The organism is Neorhizobium sp. LMR1-1-1.1 (genome assembly GCF_040675795.1).
Classification (GTDB): Bacteria; Pseudomonadota; Alphaproteobacteria; order Rhizobiales; family Rhizobiaceae; genus Neorhizobium; species Neorhizobium cellulosilyticum.
Genome location: NZ_JBEGHE010000020.1, coordinates 21,634 through 48,193, shown reverse-complemented (window position 1 = coordinate 48,193; position 26,560 = coordinate 21,634). Strand labels below are relative to the sequence as shown.

At 56.6% G+C, this 26,560-nt stretch carries 31 protein-coding genes and 1 pseudogene; 15 read left to right on the top strand and 17 right to left on the bottom strand.

Features of this window, described 5'->3' with window-relative positions:
• Positions 1–198: 198 nt before the first annotated feature.
• A complete protein-coding gene (locus tag MRBLMR1_RS11435) occupies positions 199–489 on the top strand; it encodes a Cif family virulence factor (protein WP_500064734.1) in 291 nt (96 codons plus the stop codon).
• 31 nt (positions 490–520) lie between these two features.
• A complete protein-coding gene (locus MRBLMR1_RS11430) occupies positions 521–727 on the top strand; it encodes a hypothetical protein (protein ID WP_500064732.1) in 207 nt (68 codons plus the stop codon).
• Between the two features lie 67 nt (positions 728–794).
• Here the strand turns inward: MRBLMR1_RS11430 and MRBLMR1_RS11425 are convergent.
• Positions 795–1,026: pseudogene (locus MRBLMR1_RS11425) on the bottom strand (LysR family transcriptional regulator); the annotation flags it as partial.
• Here MRBLMR1_RS11425 and MRBLMR1_RS11420 point away from each other — a divergent pair.
• Positions 982–1,581, top strand: a complete 600-nt coding sequence (locus MRBLMR1_RS11420; protein ID WP_500064730.1) for an IS110 family RNA-guided transposase — start codon at positions 982–984, stop codon at positions 1,579–1,581. The pseudogene MRBLMR1_RS11425 and the gene MRBLMR1_RS11420 sit on opposite strands and share 45 nt — an antisense overlap.
• A 509-nt stretch (positions 1,582–2,090) precedes the next feature.
• Here the strand turns inward: MRBLMR1_RS11420 and MRBLMR1_RS11415 are convergent.
• The 3 genes from MRBLMR1_RS11415 to MRBLMR1_RS11405 form a co-directional block, all read right to left on the bottom strand.
• Entirely contained in the window at positions 2,091–2,261 is a 171-nt protein-coding gene (locus MRBLMR1_RS11415; protein ID WP_148142945.1) for a DUF2934 domain-containing protein, read from the bottom strand.
• 365 nt (positions 2,262–2,626) lie between these two features.
• A complete protein-coding gene (gene katE / locus MRBLMR1_RS11410; RefSeq protein ID WP_183687028.1) occupies positions 2,627–4,759 on the bottom strand; it encodes a catalase in 2,133 nt (710 codons plus the stop codon).
• Between the two features lie 69 nt (positions 4,760–4,828).
• Complete coding sequence (locus tag MRBLMR1_RS11405) at positions 4,829–5,329, bottom strand: YciE/YciF ferroxidase family protein (protein ID WP_148142947.1); 501 nt, start codon at positions 5,327–5,329, stop codon at positions 4,829–4,831.
• Positions 5,330–6,617: 1,288 nt separating this feature from the next.
• On the opposite strand from MRBLMR1_RS11405, the gene MRBLMR1_RS11400 reads away from it, so the two are divergent.
• Entirely contained in the window at positions 6,618–7,103 is a 486-nt protein-coding gene (locus MRBLMR1_RS11400; protein WP_500064726.1) for a hypothetical protein, read from the top strand.
• A gap of 215 nt (positions 7,104–7,318) precedes the next feature.
• On the opposite strand, the gene pdxR is transcribed toward MRBLMR1_RS11400, so the two are convergent.
• On the bottom strand, positions 7,319–8,764 hold the full coding sequence (gene pdxR / locus MRBLMR1_RS11395) for a MocR-like pyridoxine biosynthesis transcription factor PdxR (protein ID WP_500064724.1): 1,446 nt from the start codon (positions 8,762–8,764) through the stop codon (positions 7,319–7,321).
• A gap of 80 nt (positions 8,765–8,844) precedes the next feature.
• Between pdxR and MRBLMR1_RS11390 the strand changes: the two genes are divergently transcribed.
• Positions 8,845–9,561 carry a pyridoxamine 5'-phosphate oxidase family protein gene (locus tag MRBLMR1_RS11390; RefSeq protein WP_500064722.1) on the top strand — a complete coding sequence of 239 codons (717 nt, stop codon included), beginning with the start codon at positions 8,845–8,847 and terminating at the stop codon, positions 9,559–9,561.
• Between the two features lie 676 nt (positions 9,562–10,237).
• Here the strand turns inward: MRBLMR1_RS11390 and MRBLMR1_RS11385 are convergent.
• The 5 genes from MRBLMR1_RS11385 to MRBLMR1_RS11365 all read right to left on the bottom strand — a co-directional run bounded on the left by MRBLMR1_RS11385 (position 10,238) and on the right by MRBLMR1_RS11365 (position 15,160).
• On the bottom strand, positions 10,238–11,437 hold the full coding sequence (locus tag MRBLMR1_RS11385; RefSeq protein ID WP_148142950.1) for a M20 aminoacylase family protein: 1,200 nt from the start codon (positions 11,435–11,437) through the stop codon (positions 10,238–10,240).
• Positions 11,438–11,509: 72 nt separating this feature from the next.
• Positions 11,510–12,304 (bottom strand): amino acid ABC transporter ATP-binding protein, encoded by a 795-nt coding sequence (locus MRBLMR1_RS11380; protein ID WP_500064720.1) that lies wholly within the window; start codon positions 12,302–12,304, stop codon positions 11,510–11,512.
• Entirely contained in the window at positions 12,301–13,227 is a 927-nt protein-coding gene (locus MRBLMR1_RS11375; RefSeq protein WP_148142951.1) for an amino acid ABC transporter permease, read from the bottom strand. The genes MRBLMR1_RS11380 and MRBLMR1_RS11375 overlap by 4 nt, the downstream gene beginning before the upstream one ends.
• Complete coding sequence (locus MRBLMR1_RS11370) at positions 13,224–14,111, bottom strand: ABC transporter substrate-binding protein (protein WP_500064717.1); 888 nt, start codon at positions 14,109–14,111, stop codon at positions 13,224–13,226. Before MRBLMR1_RS11370 ends, MRBLMR1_RS11375 begins: the two co-directional genes overlap by 4 nt.
• A 65-nt stretch (positions 14,112–14,176) precedes the next feature.
• The gene (locus MRBLMR1_RS11365; protein ID WP_148142953.1) at positions 14,177–15,160 is read right to left on the bottom strand and encodes a substrate-binding domain-containing protein; all 984 of its coding nucleotides are present in this window, start codon (positions 15,158–15,160) and stop codon (positions 14,177–14,179) included.
• 103 nt (positions 15,161–15,263) lie between these two features.
• On the opposite strand from MRBLMR1_RS11365, the gene MRBLMR1_RS11360 reads away from it, so the two are divergent.
• Both MRBLMR1_RS11360 and MRBLMR1_RS11355 read left to right on the top strand, forming a co-directional pair.
• On the top strand, positions 15,264–16,589 hold the full coding sequence (locus tag MRBLMR1_RS11360; RefSeq protein WP_500064715.1) for an aminotransferase-like domain-containing protein: 1,326 nt from the start codon (positions 15,264–15,266) through the stop codon (positions 16,587–16,589).
• A gap of 229 nt (positions 16,590–16,818) precedes the next feature.
• A complete protein-coding gene (locus MRBLMR1_RS11355; RefSeq protein WP_404946248.1) occupies positions 16,819–17,094 on the top strand; it encodes a glycoside hydrolase family protein in 276 nt (91 codons plus the stop codon).
• Positions 17,095–17,435: 341 nt separating this feature from the next.
• Here MRBLMR1_RS11355 and MRBLMR1_RS11350 read toward each other — a convergent pair whose 3' ends face one another.
• Positions 17,436–17,774 carry a ribosome modulation factor gene (locus MRBLMR1_RS11350; protein ID WP_148142955.1) on the bottom strand — a complete coding sequence of 113 codons (339 nt, stop codon included), beginning with the start codon at positions 17,772–17,774 and terminating at the stop codon, positions 17,436–17,438.
• A gap of 115 nt (positions 17,775–17,889) precedes the next feature.
• On the opposite strand from MRBLMR1_RS11350, the gene MRBLMR1_RS11345 reads away from it, so the two are divergent.
• The 3 genes from MRBLMR1_RS11345 to MRBLMR1_RS11335 all read left to right on the top strand — a co-directional run bounded on the left by MRBLMR1_RS11345 (position 17,890) and on the right by MRBLMR1_RS11335 (position 19,149).
• Complete coding sequence (locus tag MRBLMR1_RS11345) at positions 17,890–18,102, top strand: hypothetical protein (RefSeq protein WP_500064712.1); 213 nt, start codon at positions 17,890–17,892, stop codon at positions 18,100–18,102.
• A 68-nt stretch (positions 18,103–18,170) separates the two neighbouring features.
• Entirely contained in the window at positions 18,171–18,617 is a 447-nt protein-coding gene (locus tag MRBLMR1_RS11340) for a hypothetical protein (protein WP_500064710.1), read from the top strand.
• A 352-nt stretch (positions 18,618–18,969) separates the two neighbouring features.
• Positions 18,970–19,149, top strand: coding sequence for a hypothetical protein (locus tag MRBLMR1_RS11335; protein WP_206828218.1), 180 nt, complete (start codon positions 18,970–18,972; stop codon positions 19,147–19,149).
• Positions 19,150–19,331: 182 nt separating this feature from the next.
• Here MRBLMR1_RS11335 and MRBLMR1_RS11330 read toward each other — a convergent pair whose 3' ends face one another.
• Positions 19,332–19,487, bottom strand: a complete 156-nt coding sequence (locus MRBLMR1_RS11330) for a hypothetical protein (protein WP_183687111.1) — start codon at positions 19,485–19,487, stop codon at positions 19,332–19,334.
• Between the two features lie 324 nt (positions 19,488–19,811).
• On the opposite strand from MRBLMR1_RS11330, the gene MRBLMR1_RS11325 reads away from it, so the two are divergent.
• Positions 19,812–20,108, top strand: coding sequence for a hypothetical protein (locus tag MRBLMR1_RS11325; RefSeq protein WP_500064708.1), 297 nt, complete (start codon positions 19,812–19,814; stop codon positions 20,106–20,108).
• Between the two features lie 57 nt (positions 20,109–20,165).
• On the opposite strand, the gene MRBLMR1_RS11320 is transcribed toward MRBLMR1_RS11325, so the two are convergent.
• The 3 genes from MRBLMR1_RS11320 to MRBLMR1_RS11310 form a co-directional block, all read right to left on the bottom strand.
• Positions 20,166–20,441 carry a BON domain-containing protein gene (locus MRBLMR1_RS11320; RefSeq protein WP_206828220.1) on the bottom strand — a complete coding sequence of 92 codons (276 nt, stop codon included), beginning with the start codon at positions 20,439–20,441 and terminating at the stop codon, positions 20,166–20,168.
• Positions 20,442–20,491: 50 nt separating this feature from the next.
• Positions 20,492–20,764 carry a hypothetical protein gene (locus MRBLMR1_RS11315; RefSeq protein ID WP_500064706.1) on the bottom strand — a complete coding sequence of 91 codons (273 nt, stop codon included), beginning with the start codon at positions 20,762–20,764 and terminating at the stop codon, positions 20,492–20,494.
• A gap of 149 nt (positions 20,765–20,913) precedes the next feature.
• Positions 20,914–21,363 (bottom strand): hypothetical protein, encoded by a 450-nt coding sequence (locus MRBLMR1_RS11310; protein WP_500064704.1) that lies wholly within the window; start codon positions 21,361–21,363, stop codon positions 20,914–20,916.
• Positions 21,364–21,555: 192 nt separating this feature from the next.
• On the opposite strand from MRBLMR1_RS11310, the gene MRBLMR1_RS11305 reads away from it, so the two are divergent.
• On the top strand, positions 21,556–21,747 hold the full coding sequence (locus MRBLMR1_RS11305) for a hypothetical protein (RefSeq protein ID WP_148142962.1): 192 nt from the start codon (positions 21,556–21,558) through the stop codon (positions 21,745–21,747).
• On the opposite strand, the gene MRBLMR1_RS11300 is transcribed toward MRBLMR1_RS11305, so the two are convergent.
• The gene (locus MRBLMR1_RS11300) at positions 21,741–21,956 is read right to left on the bottom strand and encodes a hypothetical protein (RefSeq protein WP_206828225.1); all 216 of its coding nucleotides are present in this window, start codon (positions 21,954–21,956) and stop codon (positions 21,741–21,743) included. The two genes, MRBLMR1_RS11305 and MRBLMR1_RS11300, sit on opposite strands and share 7 nt — an antisense overlap.
• A gap of 153 nt (positions 21,957–22,109) precedes the next feature.
• Here MRBLMR1_RS11300 and MRBLMR1_RS11295 point away from each other — a divergent pair, with 153 nt between their 5' ends.
• Positions 22,110–22,313, top strand: a complete 204-nt coding sequence (locus MRBLMR1_RS11295; protein ID WP_148142964.1) for a hypothetical protein — start codon at positions 22,110–22,112, stop codon at positions 22,311–22,313.
• A 991-nt stretch (positions 22,314–23,304) separates the two neighbouring features.
• Here MRBLMR1_RS11295 and MRBLMR1_RS11290 read toward each other — a convergent pair.
• Positions 23,305–24,327, bottom strand: coding sequence for a LacI family DNA-binding transcriptional regulator (locus MRBLMR1_RS11290; RefSeq protein WP_148142965.1), 1,023 nt, complete (start codon positions 24,325–24,327; stop codon positions 23,305–23,307).
• Between the two features lie 168 nt (positions 24,328–24,495).
• On the opposite strand from MRBLMR1_RS11290, the gene iolG reads away from it, so the two are divergent.
• A complete protein-coding gene (gene iolG / locus MRBLMR1_RS11285) occupies positions 24,496–25,485 on the top strand; it encodes an inositol 2-dehydrogenase (protein WP_148142966.1) in 990 nt (329 codons plus the stop codon).
• Between the two features lie 145 nt (positions 25,486–25,630).
• Positions 25,631–26,554 carry a sugar ABC transporter substrate-binding protein gene (locus MRBLMR1_RS11280; protein ID WP_148142967.1) on the top strand — a complete coding sequence of 308 codons (924 nt, stop codon included), beginning with the start codon at positions 25,631–25,633 and terminating at the stop codon, positions 26,552–26,554.
• The last annotated feature ends 6 nt before the right edge of the window (positions 26,555–26,560 follow it).

The window sequence follows — 26,560 nt, the reverse complement described above, 5'->3', positions numbered from 1 at the left end:
CCGCCCTTTCGCCGAACCTTCCGCCGATTTTGCCTGCGTGGTCGCCCGTCAAGTATTTCGGAACGTACTACGGAGAGAAATGAGCTCGCAGCTTCCTTTGAATTGCTGACATGGCGGCGCGACGGTTGGAGGGCATTCCCGCAAGGGCTGCACTCACATGACGGACGATGGCAACTTCGCCAGTTCCGGAAAGAAGCGATGATCGGGCGGAAATGCGTGCAGCTCCCAGAAAAGCGTTCGTCCCGGCACGAAACCACACATCATCAACTCACGGAGATCGATTATATGAAACCCTCTATCAAGCCTTCAGGTGAAGACGCAGCCGCCACCTCGGTCCGACTGGAAATCGGAAAGGCGCTCGCGCAATATGAGGCCGCCTTGAATGCTTCGGACACCACCGCCGTCGCTGAAATGTTCGTGGCCGACGCCGCGTTTATGGCGCCGAACAATCCTTCCGCTATCGGCCTAGATGCGATCCAAAGGGCCTAATGACGGCATATTTCAGACGATCACCTTCGACATGGAACTGACTGTGGCGGAAGTTGTGCAGACCGCTCCAGAGTGGGCCTTCGTACGGACGAATTCGAAAGGGTTCGTCACCGTCAAGGCCATCGAGCAACGCGTTCCAGACGCCAACCACGAGCTGTTCATTTTCCAAAAGGACGTTGGTAATCAGTGGAGAATAGCCCGCTATTCCTTTGCGACAACCAATCCGCTGCCGCATTGAATTCAAGCTGCGCTATCGACCTCTGGAGTCGCGGCAAGAATGCCACCTTGAACATGAGAGAGCGGCATCAAATTGCGCCGCTCTCGCCCGAAGGCTGCCTGTCCAGGTGTGGACGATCGAAACATTCAATAAGCATCTCCGTGAGCGTCTTCACTTTCTCCGACGGATAGGGACTGGGGCGCCCGCACGACGAATATTCCCGCCGGGGGCACAGGATATCGGTTCATGACGGCGACCAGCGCTCCTGAAGCGATGTGATCCGCGACGAGTGGTTCCGGGAGATAAGCGAGACCCACCCCAACGTTGAGCGGCTCGCGACGCTCATTGCGGCGGACGATTTGCCTGAGTTGGTACGGACCATGGGACGCCTTTATCTCAGCCAGATCACTCAGTTGCACGAAGAGATTGATCACATCGATCGTCGTATCGCAGCGGAAGCAAAACAAAGCGATATCGTTCGACGGCTCCAGAAAGTGCCAGGGATCGGACCGATTTGCGCGATGGCAATCACTGCCTTCGCGCCGCCTATGGAGGCATTCCGAAGTGGTCGCGATTTTGCAGCCTGGCTTGGCCTTGTCCCGCGACAGCACTCGAGCGGAGGCAAGCAAAAGCTTGGCCGCACCTCGAAGATGGGCCAACGAGATATCAGAGGGCTTTTGATTATAGGCGCGATGTCTGTTGTGCATTGGAAGGGCCGAGGCGGTGGAAGACCGGGTTCTTGGCTCTCGAATATGCTGGGCCGAAAGCCACGCATGCTGGTGGCGATTGCGATGGCAAACAAGCTGTCGCGGATCGTCTGGGCAATGCTCTCGCGCAATCAAGAATACCGAGATCCAAGCGGAGCGGTCTGCTGAAGGTAGACGTTCTAATTGGAGTGCCCGCGATGTGAGGAGGACATGATCCGCATGGGCAAATGATCGAACAGATCGGGATTGGGCAAACCAGTAGTTCTCAGGGAGCTTTTAGCTCGTTCCACTGATTTGGAGTCCAGTCCGCGTATCACCATACCGGCCCGCGGCATGTCATGGCCGCAACATGAGGTCTGAAACATGTACTCACCCGATCACTCGCTCTAGCGGTCAAAAAAGTCCTTGCATCGAACGGGGCATCCAAACATGAGAACTGCCCGGCGCGGCCTGATATTTCCATTGAGAATTGGCTCTGACTCATATTTTCTGCTGTTTAGGGCGACGCTCTGCTGGGCCACCGGATGATCAGCAATGCAACTTCGGTTTCAGCGCGCTAGCCTTGCGCCATCTGGCTTTGCAGTCGATGAAGTGAGGTTTAACATACTCAGCTTGAGTAAGAAATTCACATGCCACGGCGGGTGAGGTCATCACCCGCCTAGTCATCTCAATATAAATTACTCGTCGTCGTCCCATGATAGGTGTTCAGGTCCGGTTCCCCTGGGTCGAGCATCCCATTCGGCACTAGCCTGGGACCAATGCTCACACTCTTGGCCGTCAGGCTGACCAGCTTGCTCCCATAAATCGTAGGCGCGACGGGCAATCCATTCGTCACGATTTTCGTCCATCTCAACCTCCCTGCAGGAAAAACGAGGTCACCCTCGCCAACCAAATTGTTGTCATCCTCAATCTGCTGATCCGATCAGAACCGCGAGCTATTATACCCTGGCGCGACACCTCCCAAAGGAACAGCGGGCGTAGAACGTTGGCGTCTTTGGGTGGGTTCCTGACGATAGAGAAAATCAGGTCGAGGGTACGATGCCGTACCGACGCGGCCACAGATTTTTCTCCGCGGCACGTGGCTCGCGTATGGGCCGATCGCTAGAGAAGTGCGACGCCGGGAGTCTTACGGCGAATCTGGCGGCCATCCCGGTAGCGATGTCGACGTCAAAGATATCGGCGCGAGCCTATGACCCGCGCCGAATGATTGTGTTTAAGCTGCAGTTGCCGATGCCGAGCCGAGCTTTACTGACGGCTCACGTCCCCAGACGCGAAGCTTGCCAAGCTCTTCGACAAAACTTGCCACAGTGGTGCCGCCGGAGAGCTCCAGAACACCCTCGTCAACGTCCTCCGCGATCCCGGCCTTTTCGAGCAATGGCAGGGCAACGTCGCTGTAGCCGATGAACTTGCAATGTTGGAACGCGTCTGCCACGAAATCCCGTGCTGTCGCCTCCTTCAGCAAATCTTCCAAACCTGGATCGGATGGAAGGAGTGCGACAGCATCAAAGAGCACCGAGGGGCCACCGTCGATCATATGGTGCGCCTCGATGAAGCTGCCGTCGGAAGCTGTCACGCCGCCGACCTTTGGTGCGATGAGCTCGACCAAGCCCTTTTCTTTCAAGACAGCGCTCGTCAGAGCCGTCAACAGTTTTGCATCGACACCGTCTGTAACGAGAATGCCCAGCTTGCGTCCTTCGAAACGCTTCGGCCCACGATCGACGATACTGAGCGCCGGAGACGGCTCAAGATCTTGTCGTGTTGCCACGGCCGCCGGTGCTGCCTTTGGCATGGCGGCCATTCCCAACCGATGAGCGACCTCGGAAGCGAGCGTCTCATCGATGTTGATCAGATGGGACACCATGCGCTCGCGGATCGCAACTGTCTCGACTTTGCTGAGTTCGAAGGTGAGCGCCATGATGATATGACGCTGTTCCGGCGGTGTTTGGCTGATGAAGAACTGTCGCGCCTGGCTGTAGTGATCCGCGAAACTTTCGGGACGGAGTTGCACCTTCGCGCCTGACTCCTCCGCTGGGAAGTGGCGATAGCCGCGCGATTTGCTTTCCCGCGGACCTTCTCCGAACGAGTTCGGTTCGTAATTCACCCGCCCGACTGGATTGCGCATTGCCATGTGACCGTCCTGCTGGAAATGCGCAAAGGGGCACTTGGGGGCGTTGATCGGCAGATGGGTGAAGTTTGGGCCGCCAAGTCGCTTCAGTTGCGTATCGAGATAGGAGAAGTTACGGCCCTGCAAGAGCGGGTCATTGCTGAAACCGATGCCCGGGGGAACGTTCTGCGTCATGAACGCGACCTGTTCTGTCTCGGCGAAGAAGTTGTCCGGCATGCGGTCCAACACCATTCGCCCGATCGGCTGTACAGGCAAGACCTCTTCCGGGATGATCTTGGTCGGGTCGAGGATGTCGAAATCGAAACTGTCGGCGAAGTCCTGATCGAAGAGCTGGACCCCGAGCTCCCATTCCGGAAAATTGCCTGATTGGACTGACTGCCAGAGATCGCGACGGTGGAAGTCAGGATCCGCGCCATTGATCTTAACCGCCTCGTTCCAGGCGACCGACTGAAGGCCGAGCTTCGGCTTCCAGTGAAACTTTACAAAGGTGGACTGGTCCTTGCCGTTGATGAAGCGGAACGTATGAACCCCAAATCCTTCCATGAAGCGCAGCGATCTTGGTATGGTCCGGTCGGACATGATCCACATGACCATGTTCATGCTTTCAGGTGTCAGACTGATGAAGTCCCAAAAATTGTCGTGCGCCGTTTGAGCCTGCGGGAAGGCGCGATCCGGCTCCTGCTTGGCCGCGTGGATGAGATCAGGAAACTTGATGGCGTCCTGGATGAAGAAGACCGGGATATTGTTGCCGACCAGATCCCAGTTGCCTTCTTTGGTGTACATCTTGACGGCAAAACCGCGGACGTCGCGCACGAGATCGGCCGACCCTTTGTTGCCGGCGACCGTGGAAAAGCGGACGAAAACTGGTGTCGTCTCACCAGCCCGCTGGAACACGTCTGCCCGGGTGTACTTAGCAAGAGACTGATACGTCTCGAAATAGCCATGCGCACCATACCCGCGCGCATGCACGACGCGCTCTGGAATTCGCTCGTGATCGAAATGGAAGATTTTTTCTCTGAAATGGAAGTCCTCCATCAAAGCGGGTCCGCGAGGACCTACACGCAATGTGTTCTGATCGTCGGCGACCGGAGCGCCTTGCGATGTCGTTAGCACTTCGAAGCCATCTTCGGCCGTCTGATGAAGCTCGCCACCTTGGCCACGCGTGAGAGTTTGATCGTGGTTGGTGACTCGATCCGTTGATGATTGTGTCTTCTTGGCCATTTGCCCGTCCTCATGTTAAAGAAACAGAAAAAGGCCGCCTTGCGGGCGGCCTCTCGTCATTCCGGTCAATCAGGCAGCTTTCTTGCCCTTGTCGTTGGCGGAAGCTTTTGCCAGTGCCGTCAACTTCTTGTCGGTCGCCACTTCTTCCGACAAATTCTGTTCGAGTAGCGGCACTGCATCCTTCAGGCCGAGCTGTTCGGCCCATTCGATAAGGGTGCCGTAGCGCGCGATCTCATAATGTTCGACGGCCTGAGCAGACGAGATGAGACCGGCATCGAGCGCTGGCGATCCCTTGAACTCCTCGATGATCTCTTCGCCTTCGGCGATGATGCCCTGGATGGCTTCGCAGGTCTTGCCGCGTGCCGACTTGCCGAGAAGCTCGAACACCTGCTCAAGGCGCTCGATCTGTCCCTGAGTTTCTTCGCGATGCTGCAGGAAGCCTTCTTTCCCCTCCTCAGACTGCGAAGCACGCGCCATTTTCGGCAGCGCCTTCAGGATCTGCTTTTCTGCAAAGTAAATGTCTTTCAGCGTGTCCAGAAACAAGTCGTCGAGTGTCTTGGCGTTTGCCATGTTTTACTCCATCGATTTTGAAATGATGCGTGTGGCACCGACTGCGGCGCCGCCGCTGACGGCGTGGAATGTCTCATACGAATGAACGGTTCCCGTACGCCACCGTACCATGAACGCCGACCTGCGGCGTCTCGCCAGCTACCTCCCAACGGCGCGAGCGCCGGAGGCGCAAGATCATCGTGTGATCCCGATCAGAAAGCCGAAGAAGACCCCAATCCCGACTGCCTGCCAGGGATTCCTGCGGATTTGAAAGCGAACTTCGTCTGCCGCCCGGTACCGAAGAGTATCGACCTCTTCTCTCAGTGCCGACAGTGTCTCCTTCGGCTCAACATAAGGGTCGTTAAGATGTTCAAGAACGGAATTCAGCGCCTGATCGACTCGTGGCGCATCCGAAGTGTGGAGCGGACCGGGAACTGGCGTAGAGGGACTACCAGCCGATACTGGAATGGCCGGCTCCTTCGTTTCTAGATCCTCAACTCGTACGGGTGAGCTGAGATTAGGGTCGTGTGTCATAGCGCTCTTCTCCTCCTCGCGACGCCGCGGCGTTAATCCACTGCCTTGGACTGAAGAGGCTAAGCACTGATGCTGACAATTGTTCCACATGCTGACGCGGCATTCTGCGGACGTACGGTATGGGCGCGTTTAGTGGTAAGGGGTCGACCAGTGCGGGACTGGACCAGCTCCTCGAGCGGATGGAGCGTGCTGAGTTTGACCTCATAGCTGTTGGTCGAGCGCTCATTGCTGATCCTGCCTGGGTCAAGAAGGTAAGATCGGGTGATTGGGCAGAGATTAAGGGCTTCGACGCTGCCACACTTGCTGAACTGGTGTGAGCTGTAGTTGTATTTCTGCAGTGGCGGACTGACCAGATTTGGTCCACGTAAACGTGCCTAACGCCGCTGCGAAGGATAGCAGCTCCGCTAAGTGCGGCCAGCCACTTTGGACTGGCCGCACTTAGCTCGCGGTATGCATCACTGATACCTGACGGCGTTTTACACAGCTGGTTTGAGTGGCAACGTCGCGCGAATCCCTGCTATGACTTGGTCGACGACCCGCTCTAATTCGTCACGCGTCGCACCGTCTCTAGCCTGCACGGAAAGCCCCTGCAGCACGGTCACGAGATAGCGGGCGAGGGTCTCAGCGCGAGCCGGATCCATCCAGCGAAGCAGGGCTTGGGAGATTTCGTGCCGCATATCGTCTCGCCGCGCGGTCAATTCTCCAACTAGCTCGGAATGTTCTGGCGCACTCTGCAGCATTCCACTCGACACCATACAACCTCGTTCCCCCTCAGATGATGTCACCGCGGCCACTGCGTTGCGCAGCATTCTCTCGACAGCTTGTGGCACATCTGTCGCGACGCCGAGATCGGTCAGTGCACCCTGTATCCCAAAATAGTGGTCCAGCGCCTCACGGTACAGTCCTGCTTTGCTGCAGAACGCGGCGTAGAGACTCGGCGCGGAGCAATGCCAAGACAACGTGTGTTGAAGAAAAGCCCGTACATGATTCGTTAGTTGCCGCGGCGTGCAAAAACTGGGAGATCAACAAGGCGCATACCAATGAGGATGTCGGGATCATCGAGGCAATCGTGAGGGACGGGATGAAATCCGGCGAATTCCGAGCCGCGGATCCAAGGCGTGAAGCTAGAAACGTAATGACTGCGTTCACGCCATTCTATCACCCTGTGCTCGTTGAACAGTCGGTCCGCGATGGCAACGATACCGGAGCACGTCTTCACGACCAGATCACGTTCTTATTAGGGCGCTGGCCGGTTCCATAACTGGTGGGCATCATCAGTTGTAAACGAATGCTGGCTACCCGTGGAATGCCCTAGCAACCGTATGCGCTGGTGCCCAATTCCTATCCCCTCGGCGAAGGCTTCGGGTCGATGGTTGAGACTGGGAGAGTTGGTTGATGCGGGATAAACTATGGACCCACCTAACTTTTTGTTTTTGCGATTCCGGGAACTCAGAGCTGAGAAAGTCAGCTTCTTCTCTACTCAACCAATTTTCTTGCGGCTCGCGCTAACGAACTTGCAGCCTCCGATAGGACTTCAGGCGCAAAACCAGAGAAGCCGAGAACGAATGCTTCGATGCCGGTCGTCACGGTTTGCGTCTCAGACAATAACAACGCCTCGACCCCAGCCTCGGCGCGGATCTTGCAGCCAGCGCCACTCGCAAGGTTTGAAGCTAAGCGGACAATCATATGCAAGCCCTGCTCAGGCACAATGGGTGTGAGCACACCGGCAGCTTCCTCGATAAGGATCCTTGCAATCCGGTCGCGCGAGTGGCGGTATTGCTTTCGCATTCGGCGCAGATGGGCCGAGACGGTGCCATTGGACATTAGATCCGCGAGGGCGTCCTGCATAAACGCGGGCGGAAACCGGTCTATGGCGGCGCGGGCAGCCAGGACTCGGCCGAGAACGTCCGGCGGCACCACGACGTAGCCAATCCGTAATGCAGGAAACAAGGTTTTTGCAAAGGTTCCGAGATAGATTACCCTCGTGGGTGAAAGGCCGGCAAGCGCCGTAAGCGGTCTCCCGGTATACCGGAATTCGCTATCGTAGTCGTCTTCCAACACCCACGCGCTTGCATTTTCGGCCCAGTCGAGAAGTTCTACGCGACGGCTCATAGACATCCTGACCCCAGACGGGAACTGATGCGAAGGCGTAACATACGCTGCCTTCGCATCAGGTGCGCGTTGGCGGCCAGCACGAATATCTAGCCCTTCTTCATCTACATTAATGGGAACGGGAACGGCACCAGAAGCCAAGAGTGTGGTACGAGCAGCCGCATACCCGGGTTCTTCCATCCAGACACGGTCTCCGGGCTCAACCAGTGCATCCATGCATAGACGTAAACCGTGCTGAGTGCCGCTGACTATAACAATGCAATCAGGATCGCAGCGCAAGCCTCGGTCGATCGCGAGGGCGGCGGCAATCTGTCGGCGTAAATGCAGGCTGCCACGCGGATCCCCATAGCCGAGATCGAAGGGATCAGCGTCAGAAATACGCCGACGACTAGCTGCGGCCAGACGGTTAAGGAGCGCCGGTTCCACACGTGGCTGACCAAGCGCAAACGGCTTCTTAGGACCGGGAGGGGAGCGGGGCTCAATCACGGGCGTTACGTTAATGTTTGCCTGCAGAGGCGGGACGGTGGCGACAAAGGTGCCGGAACCGTGGCGGGCTTCGGCAAGTCCGTCGCTCACCAATAGCTCATATGCAGCTACGATGGTATTGCGGCCGATACCGATCTGACGCGACAGAGCCCGGCTGGACGGCAGAGCCGTACCGGAGGTTAGGAGGCCGTCGAGTATTGCTATGCGTAGCGCGCTATGCACCCGCTGCGCTTGATTACGGATTAACGGATCGAGACGAAGCTGTTCCATCGGGCCGGTCGCAATGACCGGTCCGAAAGTTTCGAGCTTTGAGGTGGTTGGCATGTTTTGTCTCAAACTGGACCTAGATGAAACCACTCTACCTGTGTGAGGTGGTCACAACAATCATTGTGAGGAACCGGTTCATGCCCCAGCAGCCTTCAGTAAACTACCCCGTTGATCCCATAAACAAGGTCAAACGTCGCCATGATCGCGGCTTTTACGATCAAGCCACGGTGCATCAACTGCTGGATTCCGCTGCGCTTGCTCATGTCTCCTACGTGATCGATGGGCAGCCCTTCTGCACTCCAACTCTCTTCTGGCGCGAGGAAACGCGTCTCTATTGGCATGGCAGCAGTGCGAGCAGGATGTTACGCAATCTTTCAAAAGGGGAGCCTGCATGCCTTACCGTCACACATTTCGACAGTATCGTCTTGGCGCGCTCGGGCTTCAACCATTCCGCCGATTACCGCGCGGTGATGGCTTTCGGAAAGGCTCGCCTGGTAACAGATGCGCTCGAAAAGGATCGCGCACTGACGATGATGGTGGACCGGTTCTTCCCAGAGAGGACTGCTGGCCTCCGAGCGACGACTAGACAAGAGACGAAGGCGACGGCGGTGATCGTAATGGAAATCGAAAAGGCTTCAGCCAAGATCCGTGCGAAAGGCGTTATTGATGACGAGGAGGATTATGCCCTGCCTGTCTATGCCGAACGCCTGCCAATCCGCACGGTGATTGGTGGCCCCGAGCCTTGTCCCCGCATTAGGCCTGGTGTTGAGCGCCCGACGACGCTTGGGTCATATCGTGAGGGGCGGCTTCTTGAAGAGGCTTTGCTAGAAGCCCACGGGCTCACCTACGGCTAAAGCCCCGCAAGGCCCCATCAGCTTGAGATGGACGTCGGTGACGTGGCACGCTCACTTGCAATGATGACGGCAGCGCAGGCGCAGGGACCGATCCTAAGCGTAGGAAGGGCGGCAAGACTTGTTGCTCGATGTTCGGCCGAGGCTCATCGGAACGAGGACATGGGTTACCGCAACATTGCGCAGCGTCTCATCGATGCGCAATAATTTGATCCTGATCGACTAAATCAAAGAAAACTTGTTGCCCGTCGCCATGATTTTCATGTGGTTATCAATAACTTGGAGTATGCTGAAACGTCAAGTTGGCCGGATTGGTTTATGGCAGAATGCAGCTTTGTATTCCTCGTGCCGATTACTATGCACCACCGTGATGATCTGATGGAAGCTGAGGGAACGTGACGCTACTGGAAGCGAGCCCCATCCTGCGGTGCCTGACGTAGATCACGAAGAATAGCATGCACCCGGCGCGATACTCCAGATAGATATAATAGCGATGCGCCAGCTGCGATCAGACAGTACTTCTTATGGTGTTGAACACCGGGGCAAGCAGATGGGAGCTGCTCGACCCATCGCTGTTGCCGTCGACCGAAATCAGCAAATGGATGAGCCCCGATCTTCCCTACATAAAAAGCAGGCCAACGATGTCGGCCTGCCTTGGGATTCACTGCCACCTGAATCGTCACGCGTTCAGATAACGTTCCGCCAGCCTTGCCCACATGGCCGCGCCGATCGTTAGGTTTTCATCGTTGAAATCGTATTTCGACGAATGCAGGATCGGTGAGCCCTTGCCGTTGCCCAGACGCAGGAAACTGCCGGGGCGGTGGTGGAGGAAATAGGCAAAATCTTCGCTGCCTGGAAGCGGCGGGCAGATGGACACGTTGTCGCTGCCGACCAGTTCCTGCGCTACTTCATTGGCGAAGGCGGTTTCCGCTTCGGAGTTGATGACGACCGGATAACCGTATTCATATTCGATGTCTGCCGTCGCGCCATGGCCTTCGGCCACGCTTGCAGTCAGCTTGCGAATGCGCTCCTCAATAAGCTCCGCCACGGCTGGGTCGAAATAGCGGACGCTCATCGAGATCTTTGCAGTGTTCGGGATGACGTTGGACGCTTCGCCCGCATGAATGGTGCTGACGGTCAGAACGGCTGTCTCGGTCGGATCGACATTGCGTGATACGACTGACTGCAGCGTCATGACGAGATTGCATGCGATCAGAACCGGGTCTATCGTCAGATGCGGACGCGATGCATGGCCACCCTTGCCGTTTATGGTGATCCTGACCGTGTTGCCGCCCGCCATGATCGCACCGGGCCGTGTCAACAGCGCCCCCGCCGGCATGCCCGGATGGTTGTGCAGGCCGAAGATGGCATCGATCGGAAAGCGCGCGAACAGCCCGTCGGCGATCATTTTCTGCGCACCGCTTTCCTTGCCTGCCTCTTCTGCCGGCTGGAAGATGAGTGTGACCGTGCCGTTGAAACGCCTGGTGCGGGCCAAATATTCGGCAGCCCCCAGAAGCATGGTCGTGTGGCCGTCATGGCCGCAGGCATGCATTTTGCCGGAAATCGTGCTTGCATATGAAGCGCCGGTTTCTTCCAGAATAGGAAGCGCATCCATGTCGGCGCGGATGCCGATGCTTTTCGTGCCGGTGCCGTTTTTCAGGGTGGCGACAACACCGTGGCCACCGACGTTACGACTCACTTCGTAACCCCAGCCTTCCAACTTGTCGGCCACGTAGCGTGCCGTCTGTGCCTCCTCGAAGGAGAGTTCAGGGTGAGCGTGCAGATGATGGCGGGTTGCCTTCAGTTCGGCTTCCATCGCGTCGAAATCGGCAACGCGGGCATATAGATTGTCTTTGGGCAGATTGTCTTGGGTGGGCATCGCTTATCCAGACTTTTCGAAATCAAACAAAAGACCCCGGCGTTTCGGCCGGGGCTAGGCGGGGAGGAGCTTCTAAAGGAAACGCGACAGGAAGGCCTGCGTGCGTGGATGCTGCGGGTTGCCGATCACCTCTTCCGGCTTGCCCTGCTCGACGATGACGCCACCATCCATGAAGACCACGCGGTCGGCAGCCTCCCTGGCGAAGCCGATCTCGTGGGTAACGGCGATCATGGTCAGGCCCTGTTTCGCCAAGTCCTTCATCGTCGCCAGTACTTCGCCGACGAGTTCCGGATCGAGTGCGGAGGTCGGCTCGTCGAACAGCATCAGTTTCGGCTTGATCGCCAAGGCACGGGCAATCGCCACACGCTGCTGCTGGCCACCGGAAAGCTGGCGCGGATAGTTATCCGCCTTTTCCAACAGGCCGACGCGCTGCAGCAGGCCTTTCGCCGTCTCGATGGCTTCCTTGCGGTTATGGCCATGAACGCCGACCGGAGCCTCGATGATGTTCTGCAGCACCGTCATGTGCGGGTAGAGGTTGAACTGCTGGAACACCATGCCGATCTTGCGGCGCTGCTTGGCGATACCATTGGCGGAAAGCTTTTCCAGTCGGTCATTCTTGACCCGGTAGCCTATCTGCTCGCCATCCACCTCGATAAAGCCCTTCTGGATGGCTTCGAGGTGGTTGATGCAGCGCAGAAAAGTCGACTTGCCCGAGCCGGACGGCCCAAGGATCACCACGACTTCTCCGGACATGACATTGAGATCGATCCCTTTCAGGACTTCCAGATGCTCGTAGGCCTTGTGAACGTTGCGGGCCTGAACGAGAGGCTTTGTATTAATGCCATCTGATTGAACAAATGCGGTCAATGGCTTGCCTCCTCGGTAACTGCGACCGGTTTTGGGGCGCCGGCATTACGACGGTCGCTACGGCCGTAATAAGCTTCGATATAGTTCTGACCGATATTGAGGATCGAGGTGATCAGCAGGTACCAGAGAACAGCCACCAGCAGCATCGGGATGATCTCGAAGGTGCGGTTGTAAATCGACTGTACGGAGTAGAGCAGGTCGGCCATAGCGATAACGCTGACGAGCGAGGTCGCCTTGATCATGCTGATCAGCTGGTTGCCGGTCGGCGGTACGATGGAGCGCATCGCCTGCGGAATAATGATCCGCCACAGGGCACGCGCCTTTGTCATGCCGAAGGCTTCCGCGGTTTCAGCTTGTCCACGATCGACCGAGATGAGGCCGCCACGGATGATTTCCGCCATATAGGCCGCTTCGTTGAGAGCAAGGCCGACAATCGCCGCCGTCATCGGGGTGATCACCGAATTGGTGTCCCAGCTGGCAAGCGTCGGACCGAAGGGAATGGCAATCGACAGGTTCGGAAACAGCGTCGACATGTTGTACCAGAAGATTAGCTGGACCAGCAGCGGCGTGCCGCGAAAGAACCAGATGAACAGAGAGGCAAAACCGCTCGCCAGCCGGTCGCTCGACATGCGCATGATGGCTATGACGAGACCGACGATAACGCCGAGTATCATGCCGACGACAGTCAAGCCGAGGCTGACATAAAGCCCCTGGATGACAGTCGGGTCGAAGAAATACTGGGCGACGACCGGCCAGCCGAAATTCTCGTTATTGGCGACAATCCAGCCGAAGTCGACGACGACGATGGCGATCACGAGCCAGAGAAGCAGGCGCCAGGTGCGGAACGGCGTGTGGGCGGTTGCCACATCGCGAAAGTCAGCAGCGCCCGAAGGCGCTGCATTGGTTGTGATATTGTTGCTCATTTCGGAAGCTGTCCGCCGAGGTTGATGCCGGGTTCCTTGATCATGTTGTTCTCAAGGCCCCACTTCTTCATGATCTTGGCATAGGTGCCGTCCGCCATCATCACCTTGAAGGCGTCGACGAAGATCGGGCCGAGCGGCGAACCCTTCGGCACGACGGCGCCCTGGAAGATATCGCTGAAGCCGTTGCTCTGGCCGACGCCGGTCAGTTCCAGCTGGCCGTTGGCCTGGGAGACGAAATAGGTGAGCGGTGCCTGAGACGAGAAGAACGCATCGGCACGCTTCGAGCGGACCGCGAGGATCGAGGCGGGCTGGTCGGTATAGGACTGCACTTCGACGGCGGCCTTGCCGTCGGCCACGCATTTGTCGGACTGGACCTTGATCACGCGTTCGGCCGAACCGCCGGCCATGACGGAGACGCGCTGGCCGCAGGAGGTATCGAGCGATGTGATGCCCTTCGGGTTGCCCTTCAGCGTGGCGAAGACGACGAATTCCTGAACCCAGTCGACGAAATCGTTGGCGGCTTCGCGATCCTTGTAGTCACCCACCGGGCTGAAGGCGAACTGGTAACGGCCCGAATTGACGCCGGCAAGCAGAGCCGGCAGACCACCGACGGTTGCGTGTTCGATCTTGACCCCGAGAAGCTGGCTGAGCGCGTCGGTCAGGTCGGCGCTGGCGCCCGTCATGACCGTGCCGGTGACGATTTCATAGGGAGGGAACGAACCGTTGTTGACGGAAATCATCTTGCCGGCGGACTTGATATCTTCCGGCAGGCGATCATGCAGTTCCTTGTTCACTTCCAGCTTGATGGAAGCATCCTGCGCCTTCGCAACGCCGGCAAAGGCAATGCCGGCGAGCGCCAGAGCGGTGAGTTTCTTATGCGACATGTTCATTCCCCTTTTTAGGTGACGTTTTTATCTGATGAAGTGACGTCTGTTGCAGTGTTACGGTTTCAGGTTATCGATAAACCGATACGGCTTCCGTCGGTGTCGTATGCAAAAAGCTCTTCAGGCGTCATGTGGCGTTTCATGATGCCCTGGGCATGCAGTTCGCCGGCGAAGTCATCAATCATCTTACGGTTGACGGCAAAGCCACTGGCGTCCCAGCCCTTTGGCAGATCGCGCGAGGTTTTCAGCACCTCGTCGAACATCCAAGGTGTGGTCTCGGCATATTTGCGGCGCTTCTCGGTCCACATTTTCTGCGACTCGTCGATCAGGCGACTGACTTCGGCGATCGCCCACGGGTTCTCGGCAACGATCCCGGCCTTGATGCCGATCAGGTGCATGCCCGGGACGTAACCGACATCATCGAAATAGCGCTGTTCCTCGTCGCGGAAATCCGACAGGACCTGGCGGAAGGGCGAGCCCGGCTCGAAATAGCCGTTCGGCATGAACGGGGTGAAGATCGCATCGAGACCACCGTCACGCAGAAGGTCCACCATCGGCTTCTCTCCGGGACATGCTTCGATAAGGCCAGGCTGGCCAAAGCCATCGAGGCGGTCGGTGATCGGATGCGCCTCGGTCAGGCGGCCAGCATACCACATGGCGTCCGTGACCTCGACACCTTCACGGCGAATGGCGGCGCGTGTCCAGGTATTGCCGCTGTCGCGCCAGCCAGTCACGCCAATGCGCTTGCCCTTGAGCTGGCCTAGTGTTGTGATATCGCTATCGGCCATGGTCATGATGCAGCGATGGCGGAAACCGCGCATGATGAAATTGGGTATGCCGACGACACTGTCATCGCCGTCATGGCGCAGCTGCGAGTAGCGGCTGAACGACATTTCGGCCGCATCGTGGTCGGGATCCTTGCCCACATGCGAGACCAGCGTACCGATGCGGTCGACCTCAAGGTCGAGCTTATCGGAGGAGACGTCACCGAGAACCAGCGGCGTCATGTAGTCCCAGTCACGCAGTGCAATTCTAAGGCGCAGTGTCATTCGAGCTACTCATGTCAGAAAATGCTGATGTACTGAGATTAAAATGTTCATTTTGAAATGATCAAATGTTATTACGTTATTGAACATTAAATCTGGTGATAAAATGAGCGACGCCTATAATTCGACTTGGTTTGCCGAAAAATTAAGCGACCGCACAATTCGCGGAATTGCCTTGGAAACCAGTGCGTTGATCCGTGCCGGCGCTCTGCCGGTTGGCGCGAAATTGCCTCCAATCCGTGACCTGGCATTTTCGCTCGGTGTCAGCCCGGCAACCATTTCCGAGGCCTGGAGCGACCTTCGCAGGCAAAAGATCATCACTGGCAGGGGGCGGAACGGTACTTGGGTGAGCGGCGATCGCTTCATCGCCAAGCCTGAACGGCTGGCGAGTTCGGGACATTACGGCGCCGGCGCTCTAGATCTCACCATGGCCGTGCCGGACCCCGCCTTGCTGCCGCCGCTCGAAAGGGCGCTTGCCTACGGTGCTTTAGCGCAAAACCTCAACAGCTATGAACGCAGCCGAATTCTGCCGGAACTGGAGGCCGAGGTCCGCAAGACCTGGCCGTATGAGGCGGAGGCATTTCTGGCGATGAATGGCGGCTATAACGCGGTCTACACTGCGATCCACGCATTGGTGACGCCCGGCGCGCCGGTGGCGATCGAGGAGCCGACCGCCATGCGTCTGCTCGATATTCTCGAACATCAGGGCGCCCGCATCATTCCGGTGAAATGCGACGAGCAAGGGCCGCTGCCATCATCATTGAACGAAGCTATGCTCTATAAGCCCGTCGTCTTCCTGTTCCAACCCAGATTGCATTCGGTTACCGGCAGGACGGTAACTCCGAAGCGGCTTGGCGAGCTTGCCGACGTCTTGCGCTACAGCGACGCGGTGATCATCGAGGATGATGGTATGGGAGACATCTCGTCCGCGGAACGTCATTCGCTTGGCCGGGAGTTTCCCGACAGGGTTATCCATGTCCTATCGCTGTCCAAAACGCTTGGGCCGGACCTGCGCCTGGCTGTGTTGTCGAGTACCAAGGCAATCGTCGAACAGGTGCAGTCCTATCGCAGTTTCAGTGCTGCCTGGACCAGTCGGGTTCTACAAGCCGCCGGCACATGGCTTTTGCGTCAGCCTGAAACCGCAGACTGCATCGCCGCGGCCAGGATCACCTATGACGAACGGCGAAACAGGCTTGCAGACGCTCTTCGTGAGCGTGGTCTGACGGTCCAAGTGGGGCACGGTCTGGCTCTATGGGTGCCCGTGGAATCGGAACCTTTCGCGATGGTGACGCTTGCTGCTCATAATATCGCGGTTAATTCGGGCAGCAAGTTTTGCGTGGGCAGTAGCGCGAACATTCGGGTGGCAACCTCGATGCTAAAAGAAGGGTTTGATGAGGTCGCCCATGCAATTGCTTTGGCGCGTAGTCCATAAAAGCGCGCTGACGGCGCCTCAACAAAGGGGGGTTAGGCCGACGTTGCCGAGGCCTATAGAGTTAGCGCCAGCTGTGGGACGTTCCCTCTTGCCAAAAAAAGGGTTGGGCCATCTATGGATTGAATAGCCAGTCTAACCCCTCGACTAGCGTCGTACTACCATATCAAACAGGGTACCCTGATTTTATCAGATCCGCCGAAAATATCAATGAAGACATTCAAATAAAGAGTTGTTTTTAAACGAAGATCTGAAATTAGTGCCTACCGCATCAACAAGAGCCTTAGCCTTCATAAAGAAGGCTAACAGCGAAGAACTGACCGCCTACTACTGCCCCGCTGGTGTCCCGACGATTGGGTTTAGAAACACAGAGACCGTCACTAAAGTCGATGGTCAGCGAAAGCAGACCATCACCAAAGCCGAAGCTGAACGCCTATTGCGCGACGATCTAGCTGGCTTCGGACGGGATGTTGCCACGCTCGTCAAAGTCCCGCTCACCGATGATTAAATCGCGGCGCTCGTATCCTTCGCTACAATCTAGGACGGGAGCGTTGGCATCGTCTCCGTTGCTACAGCGGATCAATATGAGGGCGCCTCTGAAAGACATTGGAGCCTGTTGGCTTCAATGGAACAAAGCCCGTGTTAATGGCGCCGTGACCCCGCCACGAGGGCTGACAATCCGCCGTCAGGCGGAATATGATCTGTTCAAGTCGGCGGTTCAGTGATCGGGGCTTTTCCGTCCACATAGCCGAAGCGGTCAGTCATCCAAGTCTGGACGACGTAAACCGACGCAAAGATCGCGATTGAGAATAAGGAATGTTGTTACGAGTGGGCGGCGATCTAAAAACTTCATGAAGATCGAACGTTGTCATTCTGGATCGGTTCCCCGTCCGCTTGGGGCGCATAGCCCAGCAGCCATATTTCCATTCGCTCCGGGTTCTGGTCGTGAACGAACGGACACCGTGTTGCCGTTTCCCCGCGTTCGCCAGCTTCTCTTCCAAGATGAAAGAGATGGATGCGTTCGATAGCGATTAGATCGTCAAAATCAACTGCAGCATAACCGTCATGCCATGCGCTGCGCTCAGTTCCGGCGTCACGATAAGGATTTGTCGCTTGCGGCATGCCGATTCGTCCGGCTCTGCGCCCTTCATCAAAGCACTTCGTGTAAATCACATCATCTTGCGACATTTGAGCGATCCGCGTTGAGGATGCAGCTTAACCGAATAAAGTGACTTTCGTTCCAGCCGATCGCATCGATTGTGCGGCTTAAATAGCTAAAACACTAGCTATTGAGGCCCGATTTATGGCTGTTGCCCAACTCGTTTTATCTATCATCAAATTCGAGGCCGCAGTCACGTCCTGCGACTTTCAAAGCCAGGAATTGGACGCAGGGCAGGGCTATACCTTCGCCTCTACATCTAAGAAGTATCTGATCATCACCGCATTGGTTGACATCTACGTCGCATTTTCGAGCGGTGCAGCCGCCCCGAATGCCGCCGTTACTCCGCGCATCTAGATCGCTGCCGGTCAATCGTTCCCGTTCTCCATTCGCTCAGCCGTGAAAGAAACGATCGTATCAGCCTGATGGGTGGACTTCGGTCTAGGTTTCGGCTTCTCGAACGTCGGTTTCTGAAGCCCGCTGGCGCTGCGTTAGAGCGACTTCGCCCGCTGTCTTACATCAAGGCACTCGGCAATGAATACAGTGGTGGTCAGGGTCTCGGTGCAGCTTCACCGGCTGTCGGCGGCACGGTCCACGGCGTGGCATATGAAGACATCACGGATGGCAGCTTCCAACTGTGGTTTCCGCACTATGGCGCATCGGCTGGTTACGGCGAATGCTCTACAGGCGGAACCGCCACGATCGATGCGACCGGTGTCCAGAGGATCACAGTTCTTCAAACCAAAGCCGGTGCAAACGTCGCTTCAGCTAGCGCTTTCCCGAATGCGACCAGTGACAAGAAGGCGCGAACGGTGCAAACTTCAACGTCGCGTCCAAGATCACTGGTGCGACGGCGGTCAATGCTGGTGTGATGCTTGCGACTGGCGCTATCTATCTGAACAAAAGCCGGTTGGAGCTTGGGTGCTGGCACCGCACGTACAGCGCAAGGCGTTTATTCTCCGGAACATAAGCTAAAAGCAGCGGAAATCCGTGAGCTGTCCACTGATCCAAGCCATCAAATCCTGATTACTTCATCGATCTCCCTTGCGAGCATGGCAAAAGAATACTCGGTCAGCATCGCACGCGGAACAGAGACAAGGAATGCGTCGTTGAGATTAGCAAGAATGGCGGCAACTATGCTTCCATGAAATACGGCATCAACCTTGCGACAGGCGCTGTGCCCGCACAACCGGCGATGATGGCACTGCACAGGTTCATCAAAGCATGACGGTGACACAAGATGCTGGTGGATTTTGGCGCATGGTGGTCCGGATCGCTTATGACGCGACGATGCCAGCTGATCCGTTCCTGTTCGTTAGAATGTCTAACGATACAGCCGGAACGACCACCTACACCGGTGGCAACACTTCCACCCTGAAGATTTGGGGCTACGACGTCCGCTAAAACGCGGTTCCGAAGACGTAGACGTATGCCTCCACGAGCACCAAATAAGCATACATTACAAAGTTGTAGATCGTCAGGCGCATCGTATGGCTCCGTTAAGCTGACCTAGCATAGAGCCTCCGGTGACGGGCGATATATGATCTTCGGATCGTGGGTGAGCAGCAACCAATTCTCAGAATGCTTTACGACTTCGGGTTTACCACCTCTGAAGCGGGCGCATCGTTGATCTCACCGGGCGTCTGGAAAAATGTGTAATAGCCCGCAAGCATGAGGCCCAACACAAAGATTGCAGCGACGAAAATGTACATGCGCGAACGTGCTTGGCTTCCAGTGCTCATCGTTGATCCTTGCTGTTTTTGACGACGCAAAAACGGACGACGCCCATATTAGTTGCCTAGCTTAGCCCGCAGATTTCATAAATACCAACACGCCACAGAGACAGGCGAGACTAGCCGCCTGTCAGCCAACCTTTTCCCTACAAAATCATATTTTCAGAAGATTTTTTCAAAGGCCCAAAATCCTTTCGCTCCACCCATCTGATCTGAAACCCCGCCAGCCGAGGGCAAGCTAGTTCGCGATGCAAACGCCCTCGAATGGCTGAACAAAGGTGAATTCCTAGCTGACGAAGCCAAACGCTCATTCGAGCGGAACAAGACTATCGCGTGCCGGGACGCATTCTGGCTGCATTTACGGCATTGGAGAGGGGTATAGCTGCGAGGAACGCTGATGCCACCGAACTGAAGCGGACCACAGCTAACACCGCCGCGATTTCCACCGTCTTCACGGACGCTGTTAAGGCTGAAGAAGCTGAACAGATCGATGATGCCGAAGTCCGCACCGAAGCTCTGAAGACGCTGCACGGCTTGATGACAGATGAGTATGTGCCTCACGCCATTCTCGCCGATATCGCGAATACATCATCGAGAGCCGTCTCGGCTGATCATCGAGCCACAGCCTGAAACGAGAAAGCCCGCGCGCGTTATGGCGGGCTTTCGTTTATTCGAATACAGCGCCGATTAGGCGGCAGCTTCGCCGACGATGATGATGCGGGACAGAACGCGGTCATAGCCGACGATTTCACGGGCGACGCGGAGGGCGCGGGCCTGATCGCTGGATGAGTGAACAACGCCTTCGAGCACGATGTAATCGCCTGTCACTTCGACCGATAAATCTCTGCCGTCAAAATTGGCGAGATAGCTGAGTTCGGTTTCGATCGCCGTCTTCTCCATGGAGATGCCGTGATCGCGGGCGAATTCGAAAGTGGCGGAAGGCTGAAGGGTCGAAAGAAACATTTTGTTGTCCTCGAACATGAATGCACGATGAACAAACCGTTGTGCGACGTTTATGTTCCTGTCGCGATGAGACTATTTTCTTGTCGCATCCTGAGTGCGTCGATCGATGCGGCGAAAGTGTCGTTGGCACGCGCCTCTAGCACAGCCGCATCGCCGGTATCGAACTCCAGGTCCAGCGCATCGATCGTGTGCCACGCTTCGACATGCTCCATTCTGGCGGCACCAATCCGGCTGGTGAGCTTTTGATTTGACGCAGCAAGAACCTGCGCATCGGCAATCAAGGTGGCGATCGTGCGTTCGTTCTGTTCGACACCGTTTGTCAAACGACATTGCGTTGACTGAGGTTGTTGATCTCAGCCGATGAGACGCGGTGAGAGATGTACCAGCCGCTACCAAGGACGACGACAGCGATGATAAGGGCTATGATTGCGTACAGGTGGAATTGGGCGAACATGCCTATGTGGCGGCAATGTCATTCATCGCTCACGCGCATTGAGTCCCACATGACCTCCTTCAAGGACGTTTCACTGATAGAAGCGACGAGACCGGATTTTTGTGACATTGCGTGATTGCGAACCGCTAAGCAATGCTCTTCCATCGGCGGTCCACCGCCCTTGACAGGATCGACGTGCAGACTGGACTTTTTCACATCGAGATAAAAGAAGAGGCAGATTAGGGCGAGGGGTGAGAATACGCCCGCAACGAAGTCGCCCACTTCGGTCAGATCGCCTGTTGTGAGGAACGACCATTTCTTCCGCTTCCGCGTGTGGCCCCTCAAAGGCGGCAGGATCTTCGTGAACCAGAGAACGTCTTTTTGCCGATTTAGGCCCGGTTGGTGTGCCGGTCTCGGATTATGTAAACGAACCCGACGTAATCGCCGATATCGGGCGCTGGTGAACGGCTCACCTTGGTAGGTCCACAATATGCGTCTTCTCCAAACGCATATTTTATCCCGCCCCATTATTCACGTTGATAAGTAAGCCTTAATGTATGCTCTTCGAATATTCGCGGTAAGCGCCGCCAATCTCCACTCCGATGCAAGCCTTTGGTACGATATCGTACCGCAACGCCGGGGGCGTCCGCGCGTTATCAACGCCAACGCGGGAGTGGTAAGTTGTCAAAGCATATTGATAAAGCTGATTTGAAAATAGAAGGCGCTCAAGAGGTGATGACGATCACTGATTTTGCGCTAAAATATAAACTGACGAGCGATGAGCAATTGCGTCTGACCAAGCTATTCGGGATGTTCGCTACAAAGCAAGAGCTTCTGATGAACGCCCGCATCAAGTCCCGAATTCGTCACTGACAGAGATGGAGGTCGATTGGCTTCAGCATGGCTTTGAGTTCTTCAGAGCCGCGAAAACCGGCAAGCCAAAGATTCACCAGATCGCACGCCAATTCGTCCAAGCTCCCATCAGGAGCCACGATGCCGCGATCCAAGCGCACATCTTCGAGTACCGTCCTGAGCAGATCAAGATCGGCTGTTTCTAGCGCTTCAAAAGCCGTGGAGTACATGCAATTGCCCCGTTTTCCATAATTTACCAGAGACGAACCGTAAGCGGAAAGATGCGAGAAGTTGCAATAGCTTACAAGTGATTGTCCTCATCGATGTTGACTCCATCGCATAATGAGAACATACCAGGAACATAATCCTATTTGGAGGCTGTTATGTCCGCTGTTCACCGCGTCGAAGAAGTTGAGATCGATCAGGCTCAGGCAGTTTTGGATGCCTTCGGTGGCAATGCGCTGGCGGCTCTGCGATCGGTCATCGCCGATGCTGAATTCTTGTGTGAGCAGCTTGAAACGGCAAGCCTGTATCTCAGCCATGGTGCTGCTCGTGGCTGGACGCCATCGTTTCAACGAGAAGGATAATGGAAACGATCGAAGCTGTCCTCGAACAGTTGCGGGTGCTCGATGCGAACAGAGTGACGCTTGTCAGGCCGTTGTGACGGACAGGACGCAAACGCTCAGCACACCAACAACAACGAACACAACTGACATGACTGCCAAGATCAAACTGCGATATCTCGTAACAGGCTTTTGCGGTTGTTGGGCTTTGGTCGGCTGGCCGCCAGCGAGATAGGCATAAGGTCTCCTTGGTATTGGGAAACCGAGCGGAACTCAGCTTTGTACCGGATACGTGGATCTTTGCTTTGTAGGTCCGCCATATAGGGTCTTTTTAGCGATGCCAGCTGCCGTCAGTCGATATTTCGAGGTGGCAGAGAATTCGCCATCAGCTTCGACCAGACCTTCGTTCGCAGCTTGGATCGCTGTCTTTAACCCGACACCATCGGGCAAGCTTTTGAATGCGCGTGGACCAAGAGCCATGATTAGAGTGCGTAGTCTGCTGTATGCCATGCGGGTTCGCTGTTTTCTTGTATTCTGGTTGCCGCAACCCGACCGGACTATGCCGGTGAGGGGAGCAGTACACGGACAGCCGACGTCCATGCGAAGGCATCGGCTGTCCGCGAAACCACGACTTTTTGCGATTTGTTCCGAGCAAATTTTGATAAATGAAAACCCCGCCGCGATGTCGGGGAGGAAGGGTGCAGCGGGGTCTAGTTTGAGCCGCTGGGCGAAGGGGGAAGCCAGAGCGTGCAGCAACAGCGGCGATTGCGTCGATTGGTTCCCTCAACGCAAAAAGGTCCGTAAGCTAAGGCCGCCGAACACTATGTATGCAGGAGACGCATACGTGAATAGCCCCGAGTTTCGTAGATACCCTCGGGTTAGATTTACTGCCACTCCCCGAACTCGACGGGCGAGGCATTCCGTTTCTGACGTGCTGGCGTTTCGGGTTGTAGAACATTTCGAGGCTAGGGGCTATTCAGTTCGTGCATCTCGGGATTGAGCAAAAAAGCGTGTATCACGCGCTCTCGCGGATCATCAATCTGCCTTGAAATAGCTTGTCGAAATCGCGGTTTTCCTCACTGCCGAGAACTTTTACGAGATATTCGGCCATATCGGTCAACGGTTGGCGGTATGTCGTGAGGCGATAATTGGCGCCCTCCGCCTGCGGCACGTCGTCGAACCCGGTAATTGCTATGTCCTGAGGAATACGCAAGCCTAGCCTATGGCGGATTACATCTGTGGCGCCGATAGCGAGTGCATCGTTCTCGCAAACGAGGATATCCGGCAGCGTCGCCTTGTTGCGACCGGCCAGCGCATTTTCGACTATGCCTCCCGCAAGCGCTGGATCGTAGGCCGTCACGGAAATGGTTTCCGGTTCGTTGCCAAAATGCAGGCGCCAGTAGTCGACAAAAGTCTCCTTGCGCAGCAGATGCGCGGAAGATGTTCGCGGGCCCGCGAGAAAAAGCGGGCTGCGGAAACCACGCGCATGCACATAGTTGGCGATTTCCTTCATGGCATGAACATCATCGACCGCAATCGAGATCGTATTTGGATTGCGCGACGTGCGAGCAAAAATTATCAGCTTGCGAAAACGCCGCGCATGCAGCGCCGTATCCAGAACCTCGTCGTCGAACTGGATACCGATCAGAATCACGGCATCGACCCTTCGCTGGCTTGCGTTGAGAAGGGCATGGCCTGCATCTGCGCGATCCAGCGTGTTGACAAGAAGTATGTCCCAGCCTTCGCGCCGCAGGATGCGCGTCAGTCGTTCCATCATCACGAGTTTATGCGGATTGGCGAAATCATCGATCAGCAGAGCCACCAGATTGGAACGATCTGAAGCCAAGCTGGAGGCTCGCAGATCCGGAACATAGCCGAGCCTTTCAGCAGCGATCCGCACCTTCTCGAGGCTCTTGGGCGAGATCGACGCGTCCTTGCGAAAGGCGCGGTTGACCGTCCAGCGAGAAACGCCGGCTTCGGCCGCCACATCGTCGGCAGTGATGTTTCCCGCAAATGCAGGGTTCTTTCCGTCGGCCATAGCTCTCTCCCGAATCCACTGTGGGTCGGTTCATCCCATACATAGCGTTTTTATTGAGCCCTCGGGAAATAAATTTGCCCCCGCGTGCAAATTGCTATTGCTCGCGCGAGCAAAAATTGCAATGGTCAAATCCAGGGCAGTCGGGAGACGCCTTTCGGGAGGATGAGAGTGCTGAAAATCGGATTGCTCGGCGCGGGCCGCATCGGTCGCGTGCATGCCATAAACATTGTCGGTAACGGCCGCAGCCAGCTAGCTGCCGTGTCGGATGTAAACGAGGTCGCGGCGCGTTCGCTGGCGGATGCCTATGGCGCAAAGGCCACCAGTTCTGAGGCGATCCTGTCGGATGCCTCGATCGATGCGGTGCTGATCGCCACCTCGACGGATACCCATTCGGACATGATCGAAAAGGCGACCGCCGCCGGAAAGGCCGTGCTGTGCGAAAAGCCTGTCGACCTTTCGCTGGAACGGGCGCAGCGTTGCCTCGATGCGGTGATCAAGACCAATGTTCCTGTCATGATCGGCTTCAATCGTCGTTTCGATCCGAATTTTTCCGCGATCAAGGCGTCCATTGCATCAGGCGAGATCGGCAAGCCTGAACTACTGTCAATCACGTCCTTCGATCCAGCCCCGCCGCCAGTGGCCTATGTCAAAGTGTCGGGGGGTCTGTTCCGCGACATGATGATCCATGATTTCGACATGGCGAATTTCTTGATGGGCGATCTGCCGAAGACGGTGCACGCCGCCGGCACCTCGATCGTCGATCCCGAGATCGGCAAGGCTGGTGATGTGGATACTGCCGTGGTGACGCTCACCTATGCCGATGGCCGCATTGCCGTAATCAAGAACAGCCGACGTGCAGTTTACGGATATGATCAGCGGGTAGAGGTCCTCGGCTCCGAAGGGCTGCTCTCTGCCGGGAACGTGCTTGAAAATACGGTCTCGAAGGCAACGAAGCAGGGCGTGATCAGCGCCAAACCGGAATTCTTTTTCCTTGAACGGTATATGCGCGCCTACGCGGCAGAATGGGATGCGTTTGTCGCTGCCATTCTCGATGGGGCTGCCATTCCCGTGTCGCTCAAGGATGGTGTTGCCGCGCTGGCGCTGGCCGAGGCCGCGACCGCATCGGCAAAATCCGGCCAGACGGTTTCGCTGGCCTGATTGGTCACATACGCCGGTCTATGCCGGCGCGAAAAAGGATTGCTGCGGAGCAGGGGAGTGTGCCGCGGACTTTCGGTGCCGGTCCCGCATGACCGGATGACGGACGCCTGGGAGTGGCGTTCCGGTATTCAACTGGGAGGAAGTCATGAAGAAATTGCTTGCAGCCGCAGCGACGATTGCGCTCGTTGCCGCCGCCACCCCGGTGCTCGCCACCGATATCATCGTCGTCGCGCACGGCCAGGCCAACGACCCATTCTGGTCGGTGGTCAAGAACGGCGCCGAAAAGGCCGCCAAGGATACCGGCGTCAATGTCGAGTTCCGCTCGCCGGAAACTTTTGACATGGTGGCCATGGGCCAACTGATCGACGCCGCCGTCAATCAGGATCCCGATGGCCTGGTGGTTTCGATACCGGATGGCGACGCGCTTGGTCCGGCGATCAAGCGCGCCGTCGATGCCGGCATTCCGGTCATCTCGATGAATTCCGGCTCCGATGTTGCCCACAAGCTGGGCGCCAAACTGCACGTCGGCCAGTCGGAATTCGATGCCGGCAAGGTTGCCGGAGGCAGGCTTGCGGAGATGGGCGGCAAGAAAGCTATCTGCGTCAACCAGGAGGTCGGCAACGTCTCACTCGACCAGCGTTGCGCCGGTTTCGCCGAAGGTTTCGGCAAGGAAGTAAAGGTACTGCCGACCACCAATGACCCGACCGAGGTCGAATCCAAGGTGCGCGCGGCGCTGGAATCCGACAAGGATCTCGATGTCATTCTGTCGCTCAATGCCTCTCTGGTGGGTGAACCTGCCGTCAAGGCGGCCCAGGCACTCGGTCGCGACAAGGTGTTAATCTCTACCTTCGATATGTCTGCCGGTTTCCTCAAGGATATCGCGGACGGCAAGGCAGCATTTTCGATCGACCAGCAGCAGTATCTGCAGGGCTACCTGCCAGTCTCCTTCCTGGCGCTGCATGCGCAATACGGGCTGATGCCCGGTGGTGACGTCGCTTCCGGTCCGAACCTCGTGACCAAGGAAACCGCAGCGCAGGTCATCGACCTGTCCTCCAAAGGCATCCGCTAAGCAAAT